This window comes from Dyella sp. ASV21 (assembly GCF_016428975.1).
Classification (GTDB): domain Bacteria; phylum Pseudomonadota; class Gammaproteobacteria; order Xanthomonadales; family Rhodanobacteraceae; genus Dyella.
In genome coordinates this window covers 41,518-59,908 of sequence record NZ_JAELTT010000024.1, presented here as the reverse complement: position 1 = coordinate 59,908, position 18,391 = coordinate 41,518, and the positions used below count along the sequence as shown (strand labels likewise).

Below are 18,391 nucleotides of genomic sequence, written 5' to 3'. Positions count from 1 at the left end.
ATGGCAGCTTTGGCGTCGCTGCGTATCTGGGCCAGGTCAAGATTCGACCTGACGCGCGCCACGAGCTCGCGCGCCGAGAAAGGTTTGGTCAGGTAGTCGTCCGCGCCAACATCCAGACCCTCAATCCGCGCCTCTTCGCCAGCGCGGGCGGAAAGAATGATAACGGGAGTCTCCTTGAGCGCATCGTCGGCGCGAATCGCCTGCAGCAGACCGAAACCGTCGAGCTTCGGCATCATCACATCGGCGAGCACCAGATCCGGTCGCCGCGCCTGAATGGATGCCAATGCCGCAACGCCGTCGGGCACCGCTTCAATTTCCCAGCGATCCTTTAGCAGGCGCTCGATATAGTCACGCATATCGGCATTGTCATCGGCCAACAGGATACGCTTCCGCTGCCCTGCGGGCGCATCGGCTCGCGCGGAGTATGGCAATGCCGAGAGCAACGTATCCGCCTCGACCGAAGGCGACTCCGTCATCCAGCGGAGCGCCTCATCGACGTATTCCTGGGCGCGCGTGACGATGCTCACATCGGCACTCATCACGTTGCGGGTCTGGTCCTGCGGAAGATGCGCATGCCCAAAGGGCATGGATACCGTCATGGTGGTGCCAAAGCCCAGCCGGCTTTCACAGCAAACACTACCCCCATGGAGCTTGACCAGCTCATTGACCAACGCCAGGCCTATGCCCGAGCCCTCGATTGACCGTCCGTTCTGCCCGGACACCCGATGAAAACGCTCAAACAGGTGAGGCAGTTCTGCCTCCGGAATACCGATGCCTGTGTCGCTGACGCTAACGATGGCCGACGTGCCGTCACTCGAAGGCTTTACCGTCACTTGAATGACGCCATCGAGCGTGAACTTAAAGGCATTGGAAAGGAGGTTGAGCAGGATCTTCTCCCACATCTCCCTGTCTACGTAGACCTGCTTCGGAAGGGCCTCAACGACAATGTCCAGCTTCATCTCAGCGCGCTCGATGGCCGAGCGAAAGGTCGACGCCAGATCCACACTGAAGCTCGCCAGGTCCGTAGGCTCGTAACTCGCTCTTACCCTGCCGGATTCGATACTGGAAAAGTCCAGCAGACTATTCACCAGGCGAAGCAGACGGAAGCCATTGCGATAGGCGATAGACACGTTTTCGTACATTTGCTCATTGGATAGCCGCTGATTGAGAACGTCCTCCAAGGGACCAAGCATGAGAGTGAGCGGCGTACGAAACTCGTGGCTGACGTTGGAGAAAAACGCATTCTTTGCGTGATGGAGTTGATCGAGAGCTTCGTTCCTCCGCTTTTCCTGTTCGTAGGCGTCGGCGCTATCGAGTGCATCGGATATCTGCGCGGCCACCTGGACGACCAGATCCTGATAGCGCTCGTCAAAGAGACGATGCGGACTAAGCCCGACAATAAGAATGCCTTGGCGCGCAGATTCACGCTGGGAAACCACCGGAACCACGGCGATCGAATCAGCACGCTTCGTCCATACACCACCCGCGGCAAGGCCATGCATGAACCTCGGCAGCTCTCGCAGAAATACCGGCCTGCGCTGCTGCAAGACCTGACTCGCATGCCACACGGAGTCACTGGACGGATCGATGACATGGAGGCTTGAGTCGTCAAACGATTCAAGGCCAACACAGCCACTTAGCTCAAAAATTTCGCTGCCGTCAGGACGCGCATAGAGCAACGCAAAGACAATATCGCGGGGGTTGGTGGCCAGCGCGAGACAACTCCGCTGGCATGCCTCACGCCATGTCCTGGCATCCACCGTTTTCGCGGCCAGCTCGCGCAGCAGGGCCAGTTGGCGCTCGGCCTGAACCCGCTGCGTATCGTCCGTGTTCGCGCAAATGATGCCACCCGGCGAGCCGTCGTCATCAGGTATCGGACTATAGGAATAGGTGTAATAGGTCTCCTCGGGATACCCATTGCGCTCCATGATCAGAAGGTCTTCTTCGACGTAAGTACCCTCGATCCCGCCCATGGCGGTGGCCAACAACGGGCTGATCCGCGCCCACACTTCCTTCCATACTTCACGGGTTGGCTTGCCGATCGCCCACGGATGCTTGCCACCGATGATGGACCTATAGGCATCGTTATATAGGTAGATCAGATCATCACCCCAGCCAATCCAGATCGGCTGCCGGGACGTCAACATGATGCGAACCGCGGTCTTCAGACTTCGCGGCCAGTTTTCGGGACACCCCAAAGGGGTACTGCTCCAGTCATAGGATCGAATGATCCCGCCAGTCTCACCGCCACCTGCAAGAAAGCTCAGCCCGCCTGGCAAATCGACCGTTTGTTTCGAATAGGCCATAACGAACCTCGAGGCTCATGGATCGCGAGTCGCCACGCGCCGAAGACGTGGGTCTGTTTGCCGCAGTCATGCGTTAACGTCACGCCACTGACTGGTCTTGGTCGTCATGGCAAAACGACGCACGCAAGTCAGCCGAGCGCTGACCATGCCTCAAGCCACACGAAAACTGCACCAGGGTCGATCAGTGCCACGTGAAGACATGCCACATCAGTTCACATCGCCGGGACCGAAGGGCCACACCCCACGCCTTCGAGGCAAGCACTGCTGAATGGAGGCTTGATACCGTCCGGCGCCAGCTAGGAAAGGGCGAGACGAGCCGTTGCGACCCCTCGCCCCCATGGCCTGAACCTGGCTGGCCATCTGGCGGCAGCGTTACGTACAGCAAAGAGCCCAGAACGATAGCAATGAGCCGAGGACCCCGCCATGACGGGGTCACTCGGCTTTGGAGCGGTGAGGCCAGGATCTACTTGTGATTACCATTGCCATGATGTTGCGCATGTTGCTTCGCAGCTTCTTCATGGTGATGCGTGGCATTCAGATGATGCCCGTGCGCCAGATGCGCGTGCTCGGCAGACTTGGCGTGATCACCCTTGTCGTGATGATCAGAAGCCAGCTTGTGGTGCTTGGCAGCCTGCTCGTGGTGTTTCGCCGCTTCTTTATGATGGTCCGAGATGGTGTGCGATTGGTTTGCCATGGTTCGTATCCTGCTAGAGAGGGTATTTGCCAAATTACCGTCAGCGCGGTGAGCTAGCAGTGATATGGCGGTGAATCCCTCGTCGCATCGATGAACGTGCGCGACTGCATGCCTGACGAGACTAGCGCAAGCCCTGACCACATAGGCGATGGATAGAGGGATGCATACATGAAAGACGGCGTCTCGTGGCCAAGAAAACAGCGGGCAACCTCGCTTAGGCCAACTGACGAATCTTCGACTCGCGCGCCCAAAAGCGGGTTTGAGCACACTGCACAAACGCCTTTCCATCGGCGGCATCCAGCACGCCACGATCTTTCTTGACGTTGCCAGCTTTCAGAAGGAACTCGCCACCCGCATCCGTGGCAATGGCTTTTAGGTGCCCGTAGGCGTCGCGCACAAAATCAATCGCCTCGGCCTTGGTCGAAAGTGCCTTGCCTGCCTCCGGCGAAAAGATCAGCGCAACCGCATCAAAGACCAACGATGGCGTTCCCGCCAGCTGACCATCCACGGCAACCACATGCCCGTCGCTGAGGGTCACGCTGAGCCGTGGAGCAACCAGCTTGACGGTTGCACCCGCGCGCTCCACCGTCTTGCGAAGCGCGTGGATCGTCGCCGCATCGGATTGGTCGTCGACCAGGATGCCCACAACGCGACCCCGTAGGGTGGCCTTCATGCGGCCGATGATTTGCAGCGCCGGCGACAGCGGCATGTCGATAGGCTCCACGGCTGCCCGCGGGGCAGGCGGGAGTGCGCCCATCCCCAGCCCCTTGGCAACACGGCCAGCCAAATCCGGATCAATGTTCCTGAGATGCCCCACTACGGCATCCCTTACGTGCCTGGTTTCAACCTTCGACAGTTCGAAAACAAGGGCGGAGGCGATGTGAGCCTGCTCGTACTCGGTTTGGCTGCGATAGAAAAGGCGGGCTTGCGAATAGTGATCGGCGAAGCTCTCCGCGCGGATTCGCCCCTTGGCTGCATGTTCATTCTGCGCAGCGAAGCTGCGAAATCCAATCTTGCTCTCGCGAGGACTATTTTCTTCCAGGGAACTCGGATCGTAGGCGACTCGGCCCTTCGGCACCGTGGTTTGCATATGGCCGTCGCGACTGTGGTTTGCGTAAGGGCATTTAGGGGCGTTGATGGGCAACTGGTGGAAGTTGGGCCCGCCCAGCCGACTGAGTTGCGTATCGAGATAGGAGAACAGCCGACCCTGAAGCAGGGGATCGTTACTGAAGTCGATGCCGGGCACGATGTTAGCCGGACAAAACGCCACCTGTTCGGTTTCGGCGAAGAAGTTATCCGGCCAACGATTGAGCACCATGCGCCCCACAACTTTCAGTGGAACGACTTCCTCAGGGATCAACTTGGTCGGGTCCAGATGATCGAACGCGAACTTGGCGGCATCCTGCTCGGTGAACAGCTGCACTGCAAATTCCCACTCGGGATAGTTTCCGCCCTGGATGGCCTCAAACATGTCCCGACGGTGAAAATCCGGATCCGCCCCGGCGAGCTTGACGGCCTCGTCCCACAGGGTGGACTGCAAGCCCAACGTGGGACGCCAATGGAATTTGGCGAAGGTCGACCGACCTTCTGCATCGATCAGGCGGAAGCTATGAATGCCGAAACCCTCAATCATGCGCAGCGACCGCGGGATCGCTCGATCGCTCATGGCCCACATCACCATATGCATGGATTCAGGGGTAAGCGAGACGAAATCCCAGAAGGTATCGTGGGCAGATGCGGCCTGTGGAAAGCCTCGGTCCGGCTCCATCTTCACCGCATGAATCAGGTCGGGAAACTTGATGGCATCCTGGATGAAAAACACGGGAATATCGTTGCCTACGAGATCCCAATTGCCCTGCTTGGTGTAGAACTTGACGGCGAAGCCGCGCACGTCCCTGGGCGTATCGATCGACCCTGCCCCACCCGCCACCGTGGAAAAGCGACAGAACAAGGGCGTTTTTTCGCCCACCTCCGTCAAAAGCTTGGCCGTGGTGTACTTTTCCAACGAGGACGTCAGCTCGAAGTAGCCGTGAACGGCGGTTCCTCGGGCATGCACAATGCGCTCGGGTATCCGCTCATGATCAAAGCGGGTGATCTTCTCCCGCAGGATGAAGTCTTCCAACAACGTTGGCCCATGCTCGCTCGACCGTAACGAATTTTGATTGTCGGCGACGGGGATACCTTGATCCGTCGTCAGCTGCGGATGCGAGCCTCCCGCAAGCTGGTGCAGCTCATCGCCCTTTCCACGCTCATTCGCTACTGCCACAGGCTTCCTCGACTTGGTCGATGATTTTCGGGTAGCCATATTCGTATCTCGATCGACGGACAATGATTGAGACTGTGCCCGCCAGGGTGAACAGCATGTCGACATTGCGCCCACGGCCAATGACGATCGATGGCTTTCCCGTCGGCAAAGAAGCGTTAGTCCGGCCAAGCTTTCCTGCTGGTATATCAGCCCGCATGGAGCAATGCATTTCTCGACCATTCATCGCATCGAAGACGATGTCGCCCATACCGACAACGGGATTTTCAGTCGAGCGAGCATGGCAACCTTCCATGAGGTAAAGCCCGCGTACATCGACCTGAACCCATCTCGCCAAGCGTGAGTTTCGGTTCACGCCGGCCTCACGACAGGGATCGTTCTCTCTATGAGCAAGGCTGTTTTGGACTGGGAGCGCGAACATGTATAGCAAACAAAAAGGCGTTATCCTGCTTATCGAGGATGACCAGGCAGTCGCTTCAAACCTGGGCGAATTCCTGGAACTGCGGGGCTATTCGGTGGACTACGCGGCCGATGGAGTCACCGGCCTTCACCTGGCGATCGTCAACAGCTATGACGTCGTGGTGGCCGACGTCGGACTACCCGGTCTCGATGGTCTGCAGATCTGCCACAAGCTTCGTCATGACGCGCGCAAAGCCACCCCAGTACTCATGCTGACCGGTAGAGGCTCGCTGGACGACAAAGTGACGGGCCTGGATGCCGGCGCCGACGACTACCTGGTGAAGCCTTTTGAATTGCGAGAGCTAGAGGGGCGTCTACGCGCGCTTATCCGGCGCGACAGGCACCAAGCCGCCCCGGAAGTTCTCAAGGTAGACGATCTCACCCTCGACACGTCGACGCTACGTGTCGAGCGCTCGGGCCAACCCTTGGTTGTTACGCCTATTGGGCTGAGAATTCTCGCTGTCCTGATGCGCGAAGCGCCGCGCGTCGTAAGTCGCCGCGATCTTGAGCGCGAAATATGGGGCGATGAGCTGCCCGACTCAGACACGCTACGCTCCCACCTCTACAATCTCCGCCAGGTCATCGACAAGCCCTTCAACACCGCCCTGCTGCATACCATCCCCGCCGCCGGCTATCGGATGGACAGCTTCGCCTCCCCGTCGTCGCACAACCCCAGCCATTAGCGAGGGCGCCGCCGCACCCTGGGTTAGGGCGATCACACGATCGTGAAAACGCCTATGAACGCGGCACTCATGGAATCGTCGCGGCCGACAATGGCGGTGCGCAACGTGCCGCCCACCAGCACCAGGACGATGACATCGAACAAAGCCAACGCACTGTAGGATCGTTTTCCGGCAAGCCGCATCAGCAGCAAGCCGACGTAAGCCATGCTGGCGCGCAACACCCGTAGCCACCACCGCATGGTGGATAGATCACCGTTGTTCATTCTGTTTCCGCGCCGGCTATCCGGCTGAACGCAGCACTATCTGCGTTCACAACCGGGAGCCATGACACGCGAGATACCGCTATCGCGCCCATCACGCGAACGTCAATGTTTGGCGATCTTCTGCACCCGTTCGCCCGCACACCAAGCCAAGACGGAATGAAAGCAGAACGATCCGCCGACCGTGACGCGCACCTCACCGTCGAATCGCCAGATCCTCACACCCCACCGGTCATCTTTTGCCGCACATTCATATCGGGCGGCAAACATGACCAATAAAGACCATGAGATTCGCGTACTCAACAGCCTCATCGAAACGACCATCGATAGCGTGAACGGCTATAGCGAGGCCGCCAAAGACGCGCAGAACCCAGCCTTTCGCGAAGTCTTTCTACGCAGGGCCAATGAACGCCGGGATATCGCCATCCGCCTCCAGCACGCCGTGCAATCCGCCGGTGGCAAGCCGGAGGATGAAGGCACCATCCTCGCTTCCGCGCATCGCGTCTTTGTGGATATCCGAAGCTCGCTGAGCAAGGGCGATACAGCTGTGATCGATGAAGTGGAGCGCGGCGAAGACCACATCAAGGCCAAGTACGAAAGCGCCATGAAGGACGAAAAGCTATCGCCAGCCGCGCACCGCGTCATCGACGAAGTCTATAGCTCCGTTCGATCCGGCCACGACGAAATGCGAAACCTCAAGCACGCCATGCATGATGTGAAGAGTCACTGACGCATGGTGCCTTAGACACCGACACTCTCGGGATACGGAGGCAGCGCCATGCACGGCGCCCATCACACCTTTGCCCTGGCGCTTTCGCTGGCGCTGACCTTCGCCACCGGCGGCGCCATGGCCTCACCACCGGAGAACGCCCCATCGAGCGCCCTTACAGCGCCTGACCAAGAGTTCCTCAAGAAAGCGTCAACGGACGGAGCGGCAGAGGTAAGCATGGGGCGGCTCGCCATTCGCAAGTCATCGTCCTCGCGCGTCAAATCGCTCGCCGAAACATTGGTCGGTGACCATACAAAAGCCAACCGGGACCTTGCCGAGCTAGCGGATCGGAAGCACGTAGCCCTTGGAGCGGACAACGCACCACCGTCCGATGCCATGGATCACTTGGTGCCGCTCACCGGCGACGCATTTGACCGAGCCTACGTTTCCACCATGATCGCGGCCCACAAGAAGGCGATCTCGCTCTTTGAAGAGGCATCGCACGGCCGCGATCCCGACCTAAGCGCATTTGCGCTGAGGACGCTTCCCACGCTTGAACATCCCCTGCACATGGCGGAGGCCCTGGAGCCAGCTAAGCCATAGCGCATTTTCGGGCTACAGCCCATGCAAGGATCGATGGCGTTCCGACCGTGCAGCATCCACGCTGAATATCGTTTCACCTGGCTGGCGCGGCACCTGCCAAGGCCATCGACCAAAGACCTGCCTGCGCGACACCGGAGCGCTGCATGGGTATTCGAATGTTTACCGCGCAACCCCATGAGGACTCATCCATGATTCAACTCAATCCTCCGCTGCCGCTAGCCACACCCAAGGGGGACGGTTATGCCCATTTTCTTATCGACTACGGCCCCGAGTCGGATCTCTACTGGACCGTATTCATAACCGGCACGGGCGAAATCTGGACTTTCGCCAATCGAGAAGTGAGGGCCACCAAGAACATTACCCTGGGGCGAACTTCCCCCCATTCACCCGGCAAAGACATGCAGAGTAACGGCGATGAGGCCAGGGCCGAGATCACGCAGCTTCGAAACGATGCGCGCCCACCGATTCGCTGAGTGGTGACCACGCAGTGGGCGACTGCCGCCTGCACCCGCACGAGGCATGGATCGCGTGTTTCACCCTAATGCCGCTTCCAGCGACACCGAGGTCATTGCCATGAACCAGCCCGAAGATCACAAGCCGCGCCGCCCACCCGGCACCTCCGGCTACCCTGAGCCACAACCCACCCCAAGCAAGCCCGGCACGGACATGCCCGATGAAAAGACACCAAGGGAGCCGCAGAACGTGCCGTCGAAGAAGCCGAAGCCTTCGTCTTGAAACTCAGGGCTTAAGTGCCTTTATCACGGCCTGGACGAATGCCGGGATATCCCCGGGTTTGCGACTGGTAATCAGCGGCCCGTCACGCACGACCTCACTATCCTCCCAATGCGCACCCGCGTTTTCCAGGTCCTTGCGCAACGAGGGCCACGAGGTCAGCTTTCGGCCCGAAACAAGGCCGGCATCGATGAGTGTCCAAGGACCGTGACAGATGGCCGCCAAGGGCTTGCCGGAGGCGCCGAACGATTTGATGAATGCGATAGCCGCCGGCTCAAGGCGCAAACGGTCCGGATTCATGACACCACCTGGCAAAACTAACGCGTCATAGCCCTCGACTTTCGCGTCGCCCAACGTGACATCCACCGCAACGTCATCGCCCCAGGCCTTCTTATTCCAGCCCTTGATGTTCCTGGCGCCGTCCAGAGACAGCACATGCACCTTGGCACCCGCCTCCTCCAGCAGGCGCTTTGGCTCCTCCAGCTCCGATTGCTCGAAACCATCGGTGGCAAGCATGGCGACCTTGCAGCCACTCAGGGTGTCTTCGCTCATGACATTCTCCAGTGACGTTGGAGCGTCATCTTGACCGAAGCCTCATGGATAGATTGTCGCGCCCACGTCAGGGCACCGTGATGTGCCGGCCGCAGGGAAATTCCCCTCTAGCAATCATGGCCCGGTGATGGATCGAGCACCTTGGACACGGCAGCCAGCAGGACCACGCCGTTATAGGGCTTGGGAATGAACGTGATGGCTTCGGGATAATCCCCATAACGATTGGGAGTATCCCCGGAAGTAAGGATGGCCGGTATCTGCAAGCCCGCCTGGCGAAGGCGATGGATCAACTGGATGCCATCGATGCCGCCCGCGGTATGGATATCACTGACGAGCACGCTGACTCGATGCCGCGATAGCACCATCAGGGCTTCGGTGCCATTCATGGCGGAGAGTACCCGATAGCCACCATCCTCGAGGATCATGCGGGTCATTTGCTGGACGTCGAGATCGTCTTCTACCAGCAGTATCGTGCCCGCGCATGAATCCGTGGATGGGGGCCCGATGGTGAACTCGTTTTTTTTCATGTCAGCCGGTCATGTGTGGAAAGTGCTTGCGTTATCCGCAGCGCGATGTGGATGGGCCATGATGCGGCGCACGAGCCCGATGAAGCGGCCTAGCTAAGCCGCCGGAACCGGCGATGGCGGCTCGCAAGCCGGAAGCAGAATCTCCACCCGGGTGCCTTCGCCCAGGGTCGATTCCATATGGATGGCTCCAGACGACTGCCTGACGAAGCCATCGATCATCGATAGCCCCAAACCCGTCCCCTGCCCCTGTGGCTTGGTCGTAAAGAATGGCTCGAACGCTCGCGCCATGGTTTCCCTGGACATACCCGAGCCGTTGTCGCTAACCACCAGGCGCGCGTAGTCCTTCCCATCGGTGTCGCTGTTCGCCAATTGCGTGCTTATGGAGAGGAGCCCTCCTTGAGGCATGGCGTCCCGACCATTGATCGCCAGGCTCAGGAGCACGGTCTCCAATTGACTGGCGTCACAGAACACATAGAGGTTCGCAGGCCCGGGCTTGATGTCGACGCCGATCCTCGCCCCGACCGTGCGCTCAAGCAGGTCCGCCATGGATGTCACCAGCTCATTAAGGTCCACGCAACTCGGCATGAGCGGCTGACGTCGCGCGAATGCCAGCAAGCGCCGGGTCAGGTGCATCGCGCGCTGCACGGACTGCACGGCGCTGTCCAGATGGTATTGGACTTTGTCGCTCTCGCCACGGGCCAGGCGCAACGATGCCATTTCGAGCCCTCCCGTGATGGCCTGAAGAATATTATTGAAATCATGCGCCACACCCCCGGTCAGCTGACCCAGCGCATCGAGCTTCTGGGACTGCAGCAACTGTTCGCGAGTGGCCAGCAGCTCGTTCTCCGTCGCCCGTCGCTCACTGAGATCCCGAATGATGAAGGCGTAGCCGTGCAGCTCACCGCCCGTATCCTTGAGCGCCCGGAGTGACGTGTGCGCGACAAAGCAAGAACCATCTTTGCGAAGCCCTTGATGCTCCACCTCGCGAATGCCCGCGCCTGCCGCCTCGCAAAGCAACTTGTCCACCAGCTCGGCCTTGCGGGACGATTCGGCAAATAGCGTAGCGAATGGCTCACCAATAATGTCTTCACTGTCATATCCGCAGAGGCGTCTCGCGCCCGCATTCCAGTGACGGACACGCCCGCACACGTCCAGCATGCAAATCGCCACATCAGGCACACCCTCAACGAAGAGGCGGAAGCGCCGCTCGCTCTCCTCCAGCCTGGCCACGGTCTCACGGCGTTCCGTGATATCGCGCGTGATCTTGGCAAAGCCGATGAGGTTGCCCTGGCGGTTATGGACGGCATCGATGGCTACCAGCGCGAGAAATCGGCTTCCGTCGCGCCTGACACGCCACGCCTCGCCATTGAACCGCCCTTCAGCACGGGCGACCGATAGCGCCTTCGCCGGCGCACCCGCGGCCCGATCCTCGTCCGTATAGAAGATCGAAAAGTGCCGCCCCATCACCTCGTGAGCGCTATAGCCCTTGATCTGCTGCGCACCCTTGTTCCAACTGGTGATATATCCGTCGGTATCGAGCATATAGATGGCGTAATCCACCACGGAGTGGACCAGCAGCTCAAAGCGGTCCTCCATGGTGAACCGATCCTGCGGCGCGTCGATCGAAGACTCTTCTTGCTGATTCACGACTATGGCCAAATGCAATCGGGCGAATAGGACGGTGGAATCTAGGCGAGCTTGCGCTTGGCGCACGCCTCTGCCACCACAGTAAGCAGTGTATTGCGGCCATACGGCTTGGCCAGGAAGTGCATGTAGGGCGCGAGCGACACCCCCGACCAACCCAGATCGCCCGAGACAACGATCATGGCGGCTCTGCTACCCCTTTCTTTCAGCATGCGAGCGAGCTCAATACCATTGAGCCCCTCGCGCAGATTGACGTCCGTGAAGATCACATCGATATCCGGCCGCTCCTCCGCCGCACGCAAAGCCTGTTCAGCGCCCTCGGCGGGAAGCACTTCATAACCGGCATCCTCAAGAAGCAAGCTCGTAACTTCCATGACGCTGGCGTCGTCCTCCACGATGAGTACCACGCTCATGACCATCCCCGGCAACAGCTTCGCAGCGTTTAGTGCAAACCAATGCAAGTATCCAAATCGTGATGGGGATGTTGTATCCGCGCCGCTCCTTAGGTGCGATTCATGCTCAACGCCAAGCGCTCAAGACCATCTTCGCCCGCACGCGACCTAGACACTCCGGACACGCTGTGACGACGAATCGGCGTGGAAGCTTATGAAAAGGCATGTACGGGGCTTTTACAGCGATGCCATCCAGACCCACGAGTCGGTAGCCGAGACAGCGCATGAGTAGTTTCGCGGAACGCGAGGGTGCGACGAAGGCCACGCCGTGGGCCTCGAACACCTTTGCTGCCCAACTCACGGGAAACATTGCGCACGACTTCAACAACAACCTCCAGGGCATCGTCGGCCAGCTTGAAATGGCCTCGCTTCACCTGCAGCGTGGAGCTCCCGATAAAGCCCATTCATTTGTGGAGGATGCGCTGGAGGCGGCCGTGCGAACAGGCGCCCTAACCCAACGCCTGCTTGGCGTGGTCTATCGGCAATCTTCGGCACCTTCGGTCGCCTTCGTCCATGGCGTGCTGAAGCCCATGCACGAACTCCTCGCCCGGGCACTGGGTGATGGGATAGCGCTTGCCATTGAAGCGCCGGATCATCTTCCGCCCATCGCTTGCGCCGCCGATCAGCTCGAAAGTGCGATATTCAATCTCGCCATCAATGCCCGGGAGGCCATGTCAGGCCGGGGCAAACTCACGATCAGCACGTGCTTGCGCGATGATGCGCACCTGTGCGCGCTCGGCCTGGACCCCGGGCGGCGCATGGACCGATATGTCGAGATCTGCGTAAGCGATAGCGGCCACGGCATGACCGAGCATGTACGCAAACATGCGTTCAAGCCGTTCTTTACCACCAAACCCAAGGGCAAGGGTGTCGGCCTTGGCCTGACCCTGGTGCATGACCTGGTCTGCCAGCAGGGCGGCGCCATGGACATCCGAAGCAACCCCAACGAAGGCGCGACAGTAAGCCTTTACCTGCCATGCGATGCGACTATGGCAGCCGGCAAAACCAGCGAGGCCAACGCCCCTGAGCCCGACCTGCCAGGCATCCCCTTCCTGGCCAGGGACACCCTCGCTTGAGACCAAGGCGGCGCCCAAGCCTCAGGCGCACCACGCCGGCCAGGACACCGCCTGCCTCCAAGGCCTTGGTCTATGTAAGCGACACCCAACCGGGCATTCGGCGCCAACGAGCTGGCAAAGGCTTCACCTACCATGCTCACAATGGACAACGAATAGTCAGCAACACCGTCCTCGCCCGCATCCGAGCCCTCGCCATACCGCCGGCCTATACCGATGTGTGGATTTGCGCAAATCCTCAGGGCCACCTGCAGGCCACCGGGCGCGATGCCAAAGGGCGCAAACAATACCGCTATCACACACGCTGGCGAGAGAAGCGCGATAAAGGCAAGTTCGCTCACTTGATCGAATTTGGCGAAGCCCTGCCCCGGCTTCGCCGCAGGGTACGAAGCGATTTGGCGCGCCCCGGCCTGCCGCAGGAAAAGGTTATTGCCCTTATTGTGCGGCTACTGGACGAAACCCAGATCCGCATAGGCAACGAGGCATATACCCAGGAAAACGGCAGCTACGGACTCACCACCCTGCGCTCCCGCCATGTACGCTTTGCGCAGGGACGCCTGTACTTCCGCTTTCGTGCCAAGAGTGGGAAGGAAAGCCGAGTCGCCCTCGACAATCACCGTCTGGTAAGACTGATACGGCGACTCCAGGCCCTGCCCAAGCAACATCTTTTTCAATACAAGGATGATGCAGGGCGCTATCGCCCCATCGACTCGGGCATGGTGAATCGATATTTGCGCGACATAAGCGGCGGCGACTTCACCGCCAAGGAATTTCGCACCTGGAAGGGAACCACCCAGGCCATTGCCTTGCTCGCCGATACCGGCAGACCGGAGAGCACCGACCAGAAGGCAATGGATGCATGCATTGCGCAGGTCGTAAAGCAAGTCGCCGCCGTATTGCGAAACACACCCGCCGTTTGTCGCGCCTCGTATATTCATCCCGACGTATTTCAAGGCTGGCGTGACGGCCGCCTGCTCAAGATGGTCCCGAAAAGTGTCGTCACCAAACCGCGTCAGCTGGAAATGGCTTGCCTTCGCTTTCTCAGGGGATCGACACGAAGCTCACCCGCCAAAAGCGCTTGAGCGGCTACGCACCCGTTGCCACTCAGCGCATCGTTACACCATGAATGGCCAGGACCGCCTTCAGTCGCTGCACCATCCACTCATAGTCGTCCGCGCCCGTTCGCCCGATGTACTTGGAAAGCACCCCGGAAAGCTCACTCCAAAAACTCGCCGCCACGGCATGATCGCCCAATAACCGAGGGATGGCCTGATCTATGCGCTCAAGTGCGTGCTCGAGCTGTCGCCGACTCAGGCATGCCCTTGGACTGACCCGTGCCGGCCTCGATCGCGACAGCAAGATGGTGGAGATATCGTGCGACGTGAAGAAGGCATCCGAGGAGCAGCCGTGCGCCGCTGGCCCATCATTGGGCGCCCCCATATAACCCACCTCTCTTCCATCGTAAGCGTTCAGTGGCATGGCAAATCACGCGCAGGATCCAGCACACAAGCCACGCTGCCGGGCCGGATGCGCCGACAGCCGCCATCACAGGCTAGCGACCCGAGCGCCGACTCAAGCTCGATCAAGAGAAGGCCCCTCGTACAACGAGGACAAAGACAGAGCACAGCTCAGTCGCCATGATCTGCCCTGTCCACGACCAGGTTAACGGGTGTAGTAATTCTGCACCTGCGTTGCGAATGTCGTATCAGCAAAGTTCGGCCAATGATCCTTGTCGAACCCTGGCGCGTCCTTCAGGCGATCTTTAGCCACATTGAGAAGCAGCTGCTTGTTTTCGCCATCCACCTGCAGCGCACTCCAAGGCACGGCAAAGAGCTTTTCGCCCATGCCGAGCACACCACCGAAAGAGAGAACACCGTACGCGATGGCGCCGGTCGATGTGTCGATCATGATGTCCTTGAGATCACCGAGCGACTCACCCTGATGGTTCTTTACGGAGTCACCCGTTAGCGTCGATGCGGATAGATATTTGGGAGCATAGGTCATGGAGATGTACCTCAAAGGTGGACTGCCACTATCGATCCACGGGCGTGGATCATCGAGTTCGACATTACGCGACCGCTTGTTATTTGCGTGACTCCATAAAGTGACGCGGCGATGAGTTTTATGCTCGACCGTACCAGCGTCTTGTCTCGCCATCTCGCAAATCAAACGGCCACACGCAAACTCGGCGAGCCTGGCAGCAGGAGCCGCTCACACACGACACGCCCTAGTCCTGAACCTGATGACAGCGACGCTCAGTGGTATAGGTGGCGTTGTTGTCCTGGTGATTCTTCTGTACTTGATTGCCCACTACTCCGCCGGCCACCGCACCGCCGACCGTTGCCAGCGTCTTACCCTTGCCGCCACCCACCTGATGACCAATGACGCCACCCGCGACGGCGCCAATGGCGGTTCCCGCGACACGGTGCGTATCACTGGAGTTGACCTGCTTTACAGGAACATCTTCGCAAACCGTCCGGCCTTCAACCGGAGGATTGCTTTGCGCGGAAGCTGAACCCAGGACGCCAGGAACGAGCAACAACGCGGCGAGAACCTTCGCTACAGTATTCATGGATATCTCCTTCCGGATAGCCTCTCCTGGTTACGCGCACGACCGTGATGCGCGGGTTAACTGCTCACTCGTCGCTCATACTTCATTTGGTTTTGAGCTGGCCTGCAGATCGCCATGCATCGCGGATGCGGGCTGTGTATCGCCCAATGCCGTCCACGTCATCGCATCAAAGAAATCACCGCGATCAAAACACAATCTGAATTTCGCCTTACGGATTCACGAACACCTCACGATACCCGTCGTTTGCTCAAGGCATCGATCAACACGTTCATTGCCGGAGCTCACTGATGTCCAATCGCGATCTAAGGTCGGGGCTGATACTTCTCATCGAGGACAATCGAGATGTCGCGCAGGCGGTGGGCGACTCACTGGAGCGCTACGGCTACTCCATCGACTACGCAACCGACGGCATAAGCGGCCTGCATCTCGCGGTCACCCATAGCTATGACGTCGTGGTCATTGACCTGATCCTGCCCGGCATGGATGGCCTGGATATCTGCCGAAAGCTGCGCGGTGACGCCAAGAAGTCCACGCCCATACTGATGCTTACGGGACGCGATACGCTTGAGGACAAGCTCTCCGGACTGGAGGCAGGCGCCGACGACTATTTGGTCAAGCCCTTCGAACAGCGAGAGTTGGAGGCACGCTTGCGCGCACTTATCCGGCGCAACAGGCAACAGGTATCGACGCTCGTGCTGAAGGTGGGCGACCTTGTACTCGATACCGCCACGTTCCGCGTAACGCGCGCAGGCCAGGAACTGGACGTCTCGCCCATTGGCCTGAAAGTGCTAGCCATCCTTATGCGTGAATCTCCGCGCGTGGTCAGCCGCAGCGCCATCGAGCGCGAGATCTGGGGTGACACGCTACCCGATTCCGACACCCTGCGATCGCACCTGTACAACCTGCGCCGCGTCATCGACAAACCATTCGCCCACCCATTGCTCCATACGATCCACTCGGCGGGCTATAGGATCGGGGACGTGGCCCCTCAGTGGGATCAAGCCATCCCCCACTCGATTCATCAAGCCGGCGCCGGCAGGAACGGTGGCCCCGCGCACCCGACGCCCCCGCCCCCGCCTCCCTCTGAGGACCCTGAAATTCCCGCACCGGACCCGACCCCTCAACCTGCGCGACCACCACTCACCGACCCCGAGCCCGCCCCACTACAGCCACCCGTAGGCGATCCCACGCCCACGCCAGAGAAAGGCCCCATGGCCATACAGGGCGACCAGGGCCAACGCGTGACGCGTCTAGCGCGCTAATGGACTGGTGATATGGGTAAGGCCCTGCACCACGGCGTCGAAGCCCTCCCATGGGTCGCCGCGTAGCCGGCCCAGGCGTTTTCGCAGCGTTCGGATATTGAATGCGGAGGCACTCGTGAGACGCCCCAACTCCTCCCAACGCAGCGGCACGGAAACGGGAGCACCGGGACGGGCGCGCAACGAGTAGGAGGCGATGCTGGTCGCGCCCCGGCTGTTGCGCAGATAGTCGATGTAGATTCGCCCCATTCGCTTCGCCTTGCTCGCAACCGCCACAAACTCGTCGGGGTGCGCTTCCGCCATCGCCGTCGCAAAACTTCGGGCAAATGCCTTGGCTGTCTCCCACGGCACGGCGGGCCTCAGCGGCAGCACCACATGAAGCCCTTTCCCGCCCGTGGTCCTCACAAAGGACTGCAAGGAAAGCCGCTGCAAGAGCCTTCTTGTCAGTCGGGCAGCCGCAATGACCCGTGACCAGGCGACATCTTCCGCTGGATCAAGATCCAGGACGATTTGCGTGGCGCACTCTGGAGCCTCGATTGTTGCGCCCCAGCAATGAAACTCCATCGCGCCGAACTGCACCAGCTCAATGATGGACTCCGGGCCCGTGGGATAAAGGTAGACCCTTTTGGCACCCGACTCCTCCTGGAGAAAAGCGCTACCGACATGCTTCAGACCCTCGATCATGTGCTTCTGAAAGAAGCAATCCGCCTTCAGGCCCTCGGGGCAGCGCAGCACCGAAACGGGACGGTCAACCACCCCCGGAAGAAACCAATCCATGACGAAAGCGTAGTACTCGGCCACATCATGCTTGGTGATACCCATATCCGGAAAGACGATGCGCTCGGGGTGCGTTATGGCAACCGCGCCCTGCTTCTTGCCCTTGATCTTCTTCATGGTGGTAGTCGTTGCGGAAGGAGGAAGTTCTCGACGATCCAAATCGCGCAGATCCCCAGGGGATTTGTCAGGCCGCAAGGTCTTCAGGCTAGGCTGCCTGAGAAGCCCATGCCCACCCAGCCCACGGTAGTAGACTTCAATCACGTCCCTGGGCGCGACCCACTGCGCATCGCGCAGCAAGGGATCGATCGTATCTACGTGGACGGTGGGTTTCCTGCGCGCGCAAACTGCAAGGCGACTGGCTATGTCGCTCAGCTGCGCCGCCGAGAACCGCGCGCCCACGCGAGCCGCATAGTTCCAACCCCCTCTTGGCGAAGGACGCCCCAGCAAGAGCGACCCAGAGCCTTGGCGCTGACCTTTCGCGCGGGTGTAACCGACTACGGCGAACTCATCACTCTCCAGTCGCTTGAACTTGAGCCACTCGCCCGTCCGCCCAGGCCAATCGGCATTCACCCGCTCGTAGCGGATCGGCATCTTGCTGCGACTGTCGAGCATACGAAAATGAAGATCGACACTGCGCTCGGCGGACATCAGCGACACCGGAGCATTCAACAGTCCAAAGGACAGCGTCCCGCTCCAGATGGGTCGTGCCATGACACTATCCTTCGTGAGGCCGCCTGAGAGACCCGCGCACAGGCATCGTGGTGCGACGCATGCGGGCCAGGCCTGAACGCAGCTGGCGATCGCGAAGCGCCGAAACAAAGCAGCC

The 18,391-nt window shown here is 59.8% G+C and carries 20 protein-coding genes and 1 pseudogene; 9 read left to right on the top strand and 12 right to left on the bottom strand.

The window, feature by feature from the left end; translation table 11 throughout:
- Positions 1–2,306: response regulator (locus JHD67_RS10435; RefSeq protein ID WP_199099121.1), on the bottom strand; the 2,306-nt coding region annotated here is incomplete at its 3' end.
- Between the two features lie 469 nt (positions 2,307–2,775).
- Here JHD67_RS10435 and JHD67_RS10430 point away from each other — a divergent pair.
- A complete protein-coding gene (locus JHD67_RS10430) occupies positions 2,776–3,057 on the top strand; it encodes a hypothetical protein (RefSeq protein ID WP_199099120.1) in 282 nt (93 codons plus the stop codon).
- Positions 3,058–3,214: 157 nt separating this feature from the next.
- Here JHD67_RS10430 and JHD67_RS10425 read toward each other — a convergent pair whose 3' ends face one another.
- Both JHD67_RS10425 and JHD67_RS10420 read right to left on the bottom strand, forming a co-directional pair.
- Positions 3,215–5,305 (bottom strand): catalase, encoded by a 2,091-nt coding sequence (locus tag JHD67_RS10425; RefSeq protein ID WP_199099119.1) that lies wholly within the window; start codon positions 5,303–5,305, stop codon positions 3,215–3,217.
- Positions 5,250–5,618 carry a hypothetical protein gene (locus JHD67_RS10420; protein WP_199099118.1) on the bottom strand — a complete coding sequence of 123 codons (369 nt, stop codon included), beginning with the start codon at positions 5,616–5,618 and terminating at the stop codon, positions 5,250–5,252. Before JHD67_RS10420 ends, JHD67_RS10425 begins: the two co-directional genes overlap by 56 nt.
- A 64-nt stretch (positions 5,619–5,682) precedes the next feature.
- Here JHD67_RS10420 and JHD67_RS10415 point away from each other — a divergent pair, with 64 nt between their 5' ends.
- Positions 5,683–6,405: a response regulator transcription factor gene (locus JHD67_RS10415; RefSeq protein ID WP_199099117.1), complete on the top strand. Its 723-nt coding sequence runs from the start codon at positions 5,683–5,685 to the stop codon at positions 6,403–6,405.
- 32 nt (positions 6,406–6,437) lie between these two features.
- On the opposite strand, the gene JHD67_RS10410 is transcribed toward JHD67_RS10415, so the two are convergent.
- Positions 6,438–6,668 carry a hypothetical protein gene (locus JHD67_RS10410; protein WP_199099116.1) on the bottom strand — a complete coding sequence of 77 codons (231 nt, stop codon included), beginning with the start codon at positions 6,666–6,668 and terminating at the stop codon, positions 6,438–6,440.
- Between the two features lie 265 nt (positions 6,669–6,933).
- Between JHD67_RS10410 and JHD67_RS10405 the strand changes: the two genes are divergently transcribed.
- The 4 genes from JHD67_RS10405 (at position 6,934) to JHD67_RS10390 (ending at position 8,712) form a co-directional block, all read left to right on the top strand.
- Entirely contained in the window at positions 6,934–7,395 is a 462-nt protein-coding gene (locus JHD67_RS10405) for a PA2169 family four-helix-bundle protein (protein ID WP_199099115.1), read from the top strand.
- Between the two features lie 48 nt (positions 7,396–7,443).
- Positions 7,444–7,977, top strand: a complete 534-nt coding sequence (locus JHD67_RS10400) for a DUF4142 domain-containing protein (protein ID WP_199099114.1) — start codon at positions 7,444–7,446, stop codon at positions 7,975–7,977.
- Positions 7,978–8,165: 188 nt separating this feature from the next.
- Positions 8,166–8,450 carry a hypothetical protein gene (locus JHD67_RS10395; RefSeq protein ID WP_199099113.1) on the top strand — a complete coding sequence of 95 codons (285 nt, stop codon included), beginning with the start codon at positions 8,166–8,168 and terminating at the stop codon, positions 8,448–8,450.
- A gap of 46 nt (positions 8,451–8,496) precedes the next feature.
- Entirely contained in the window at positions 8,497–8,712 is a 216-nt protein-coding gene (locus JHD67_RS10390; RefSeq protein WP_199099112.1) for a hypothetical protein, read from the top strand.
- A gap of 3 nt (positions 8,713–8,715) precedes the next feature.
- Here the strand turns inward: JHD67_RS10390 and JHD67_RS10385 are convergent, their stop codons facing one another.
- The 4 genes from JHD67_RS10385 to JHD67_RS10370 form a co-directional block, all read right to left on the bottom strand.
- Positions 8,716–9,261 (bottom strand): type 1 glutamine amidotransferase domain-containing protein, encoded by a 546-nt coding sequence (locus JHD67_RS10385; RefSeq protein ID WP_199099111.1) that lies wholly within the window; start codon positions 9,259–9,261, stop codon positions 8,716–8,718.
- Positions 9,262–9,368: 107 nt separating this feature from the next.
- On the bottom strand, positions 9,369–9,788 hold the full coding sequence (locus tag JHD67_RS10380; protein ID WP_255557193.1) for a response regulator: 420 nt from the start codon (positions 9,786–9,788) through the stop codon (positions 9,369–9,371).
- A 93-nt stretch (positions 9,789–9,881) separates the two neighbouring features.
- Positions 9,882–11,435 (bottom strand): PAS domain-containing sensor histidine kinase, encoded by a 1,554-nt coding sequence (locus tag JHD67_RS10375; protein WP_199099109.1) that lies wholly within the window; start codon positions 11,433–11,435, stop codon positions 9,882–9,884.
- A gap of 41 nt (positions 11,436–11,476) precedes the next feature.
- A complete protein-coding gene (locus tag JHD67_RS10370; RefSeq protein ID WP_199099108.1) occupies positions 11,477–11,845 on the bottom strand; it encodes a response regulator in 369 nt (122 codons plus the stop codon).
- Between the two features lie 263 nt (positions 11,846–12,108).
- Between JHD67_RS10370 and JHD67_RS10365 the strand changes: the two genes are divergently transcribed.
- On the top strand, positions 12,109–12,960 hold the full coding sequence (locus JHD67_RS10365; protein WP_199099107.1) for an ATP-binding protein: 852 nt from the start codon (positions 12,109–12,111) through the stop codon (positions 12,958–12,960).
- 65 nt (positions 12,961–13,025) lie between these two features.
- Complete coding sequence (locus JHD67_RS10360) at positions 13,026–14,039, top strand: DNA topoisomerase IB (protein WP_199099106.1); 1,014 nt, start codon at positions 13,026–13,028, stop codon at positions 14,037–14,039.
- A 22-nt stretch (positions 14,040–14,061) separates the two neighbouring features.
- Here JHD67_RS10360 and JHD67_RS10355 read toward each other — a convergent pair whose 3' ends face one another.
- The 3 genes from JHD67_RS10355 to JHD67_RS10345 form a co-directional block, all read right to left on the bottom strand.
- Positions 14,062–14,436, bottom strand: a complete 375-nt coding sequence (locus JHD67_RS10355) for a hypothetical protein (RefSeq protein WP_199099105.1) — start codon at positions 14,434–14,436, stop codon at positions 14,062–14,064.
- A 183-nt stretch (positions 14,437–14,619) separates the two neighbouring features.
- Positions 14,620–14,961 carry a PRC-barrel domain-containing protein gene (locus tag JHD67_RS10350; RefSeq protein WP_199099104.1) on the bottom strand — a complete coding sequence of 114 codons (342 nt, stop codon included), beginning with the start codon at positions 14,959–14,961 and terminating at the stop codon, positions 14,620–14,622.
- A gap of 223 nt (positions 14,962–15,184) precedes the next feature.
- Entirely contained in the window at positions 15,185–15,529 is a 345-nt protein-coding gene (locus JHD67_RS10345; protein WP_199099103.1) for a glycine zipper 2TM domain-containing protein, read from the bottom strand.
- Positions 15,530–15,816: 287 nt separating this feature from the next.
- Between JHD67_RS10345 and JHD67_RS10340 the strand changes: the two are divergent.
- Positions 15,817–16,515, top strand: a pseudogene (locus tag JHD67_RS10340) (response regulator transcription factor); the annotation flags it as partial.
- Between the two features lie 264 nt (positions 16,516–16,779).
- Here the strand turns inward: JHD67_RS10340 and ligD are convergent.
- Entirely contained in the window at positions 16,780–18,276 is a 1,497-nt protein-coding gene (gene ligD, locus JHD67_RS10335) for a DNA ligase D (RefSeq protein WP_199099102.1), read from the bottom strand.
- Positions 18,277–18,391: the final 115 nt, after the last annotated feature.

What these genes read in the sequence shown, in the direction of transcription:
- JHD67_RS10385 (WP_199099111.1), bottom strand. Translation starts at nt 9,261, where the DNA reads ATGAGCGAAGACACCCTGAGTGGCTGCAAGGTCGCCATGCTTGCCACC.
- JHD67_RS10365 (WP_199099107.1), top strand. Translation starts at nt 12,109, where the DNA reads ATGAGTAGTTTCGCGGAACGCGAGGGTGCGACGAAGGCCACGCCGTGG.
- JHD67_RS10355 (WP_199099105.1), bottom strand. Translation starts at nt 14,436, where the DNA reads ATGCCACTGAACGCTTACGATGGAAGAGAGGTGGGTTATATGGGGGCG.
- JHD67_RS10410 (WP_199099116.1), bottom strand. Translation starts at nt 6,668, where the DNA reads ATGAACAACGGTGATCTATCCACCATGCGGTGGTGGCTACGGGTGTTG.
- JHD67_RS10380 (WP_255557193.1), bottom strand. Translation starts at nt 9,788, where the DNA reads ATGAAAAAAAACGAGTTCACCATCGGGCCCCCATCCACGGATTCATGC.
- JHD67_RS10405 (WP_199099115.1), top strand. Translation starts at nt 6,934, where the DNA reads ATGACCAATAAAGACCATGAGATTCGCGTACTCAACAGCCTCATCGAA.
- JHD67_RS10370 (WP_199099108.1), bottom strand. Translation starts at nt 11,845, where the DNA reads ATGAGCGTGGTACTCATCGTGGAGGACGACGCCAGCGTCATGGAAGTT.
- JHD67_RS10350 (WP_199099104.1), bottom strand. Translation starts at nt 14,961, where the DNA reads ATGACCTATGCTCCCAAATATCTATCCGCATCGACGCTAACGGGTGAC.
- JHD67_RS10395 (WP_199099113.1), top strand. Translation starts at nt 8,166, where the DNA reads ATGATTCAACTCAATCCTCCGCTGCCGCTAGCCACACCCAAGGGGGAC.
- JHD67_RS10425 (WP_199099119.1), bottom strand. Translation starts at nt 5,305, where the DNA reads ATGGCTACCCGAAAATCATCGACCAAGTCGAGGAAGCCTGTGGCAGTA.
- ligD (WP_199099102.1), bottom strand. Translation starts at nt 18,276, where the DNA reads ATGGCACGACCCATCTGGAGCGGGACGCTGTCCTTTGGACTGTTGAAT.
- JHD67_RS10400 (WP_199099114.1), top strand. Translation starts at nt 7,444, where the DNA reads ATGCACGGCGCCCATCACACCTTTGCCCTGGCGCTTTCGCTGGCGCTG.
- JHD67_RS10345 (WP_199099103.1), bottom strand. Translation starts at nt 15,529, where the DNA reads ATGAATACTGTAGCGAAGGTTCTCGCCGCGTTGTTGCTCGTTCCTGGC.
- JHD67_RS10390 (WP_199099112.1), top strand. Translation starts at nt 8,497, where the DNA reads ATGGATCGCGTGTTTCACCCTAATGCCGCTTCCAGCGACACCGAGGTC.
- JHD67_RS10415 (WP_199099117.1), top strand. Translation starts at nt 5,683, where the DNA reads ATGTATAGCAAACAAAAAGGCGTTATCCTGCTTATCGAGGATGACCAG.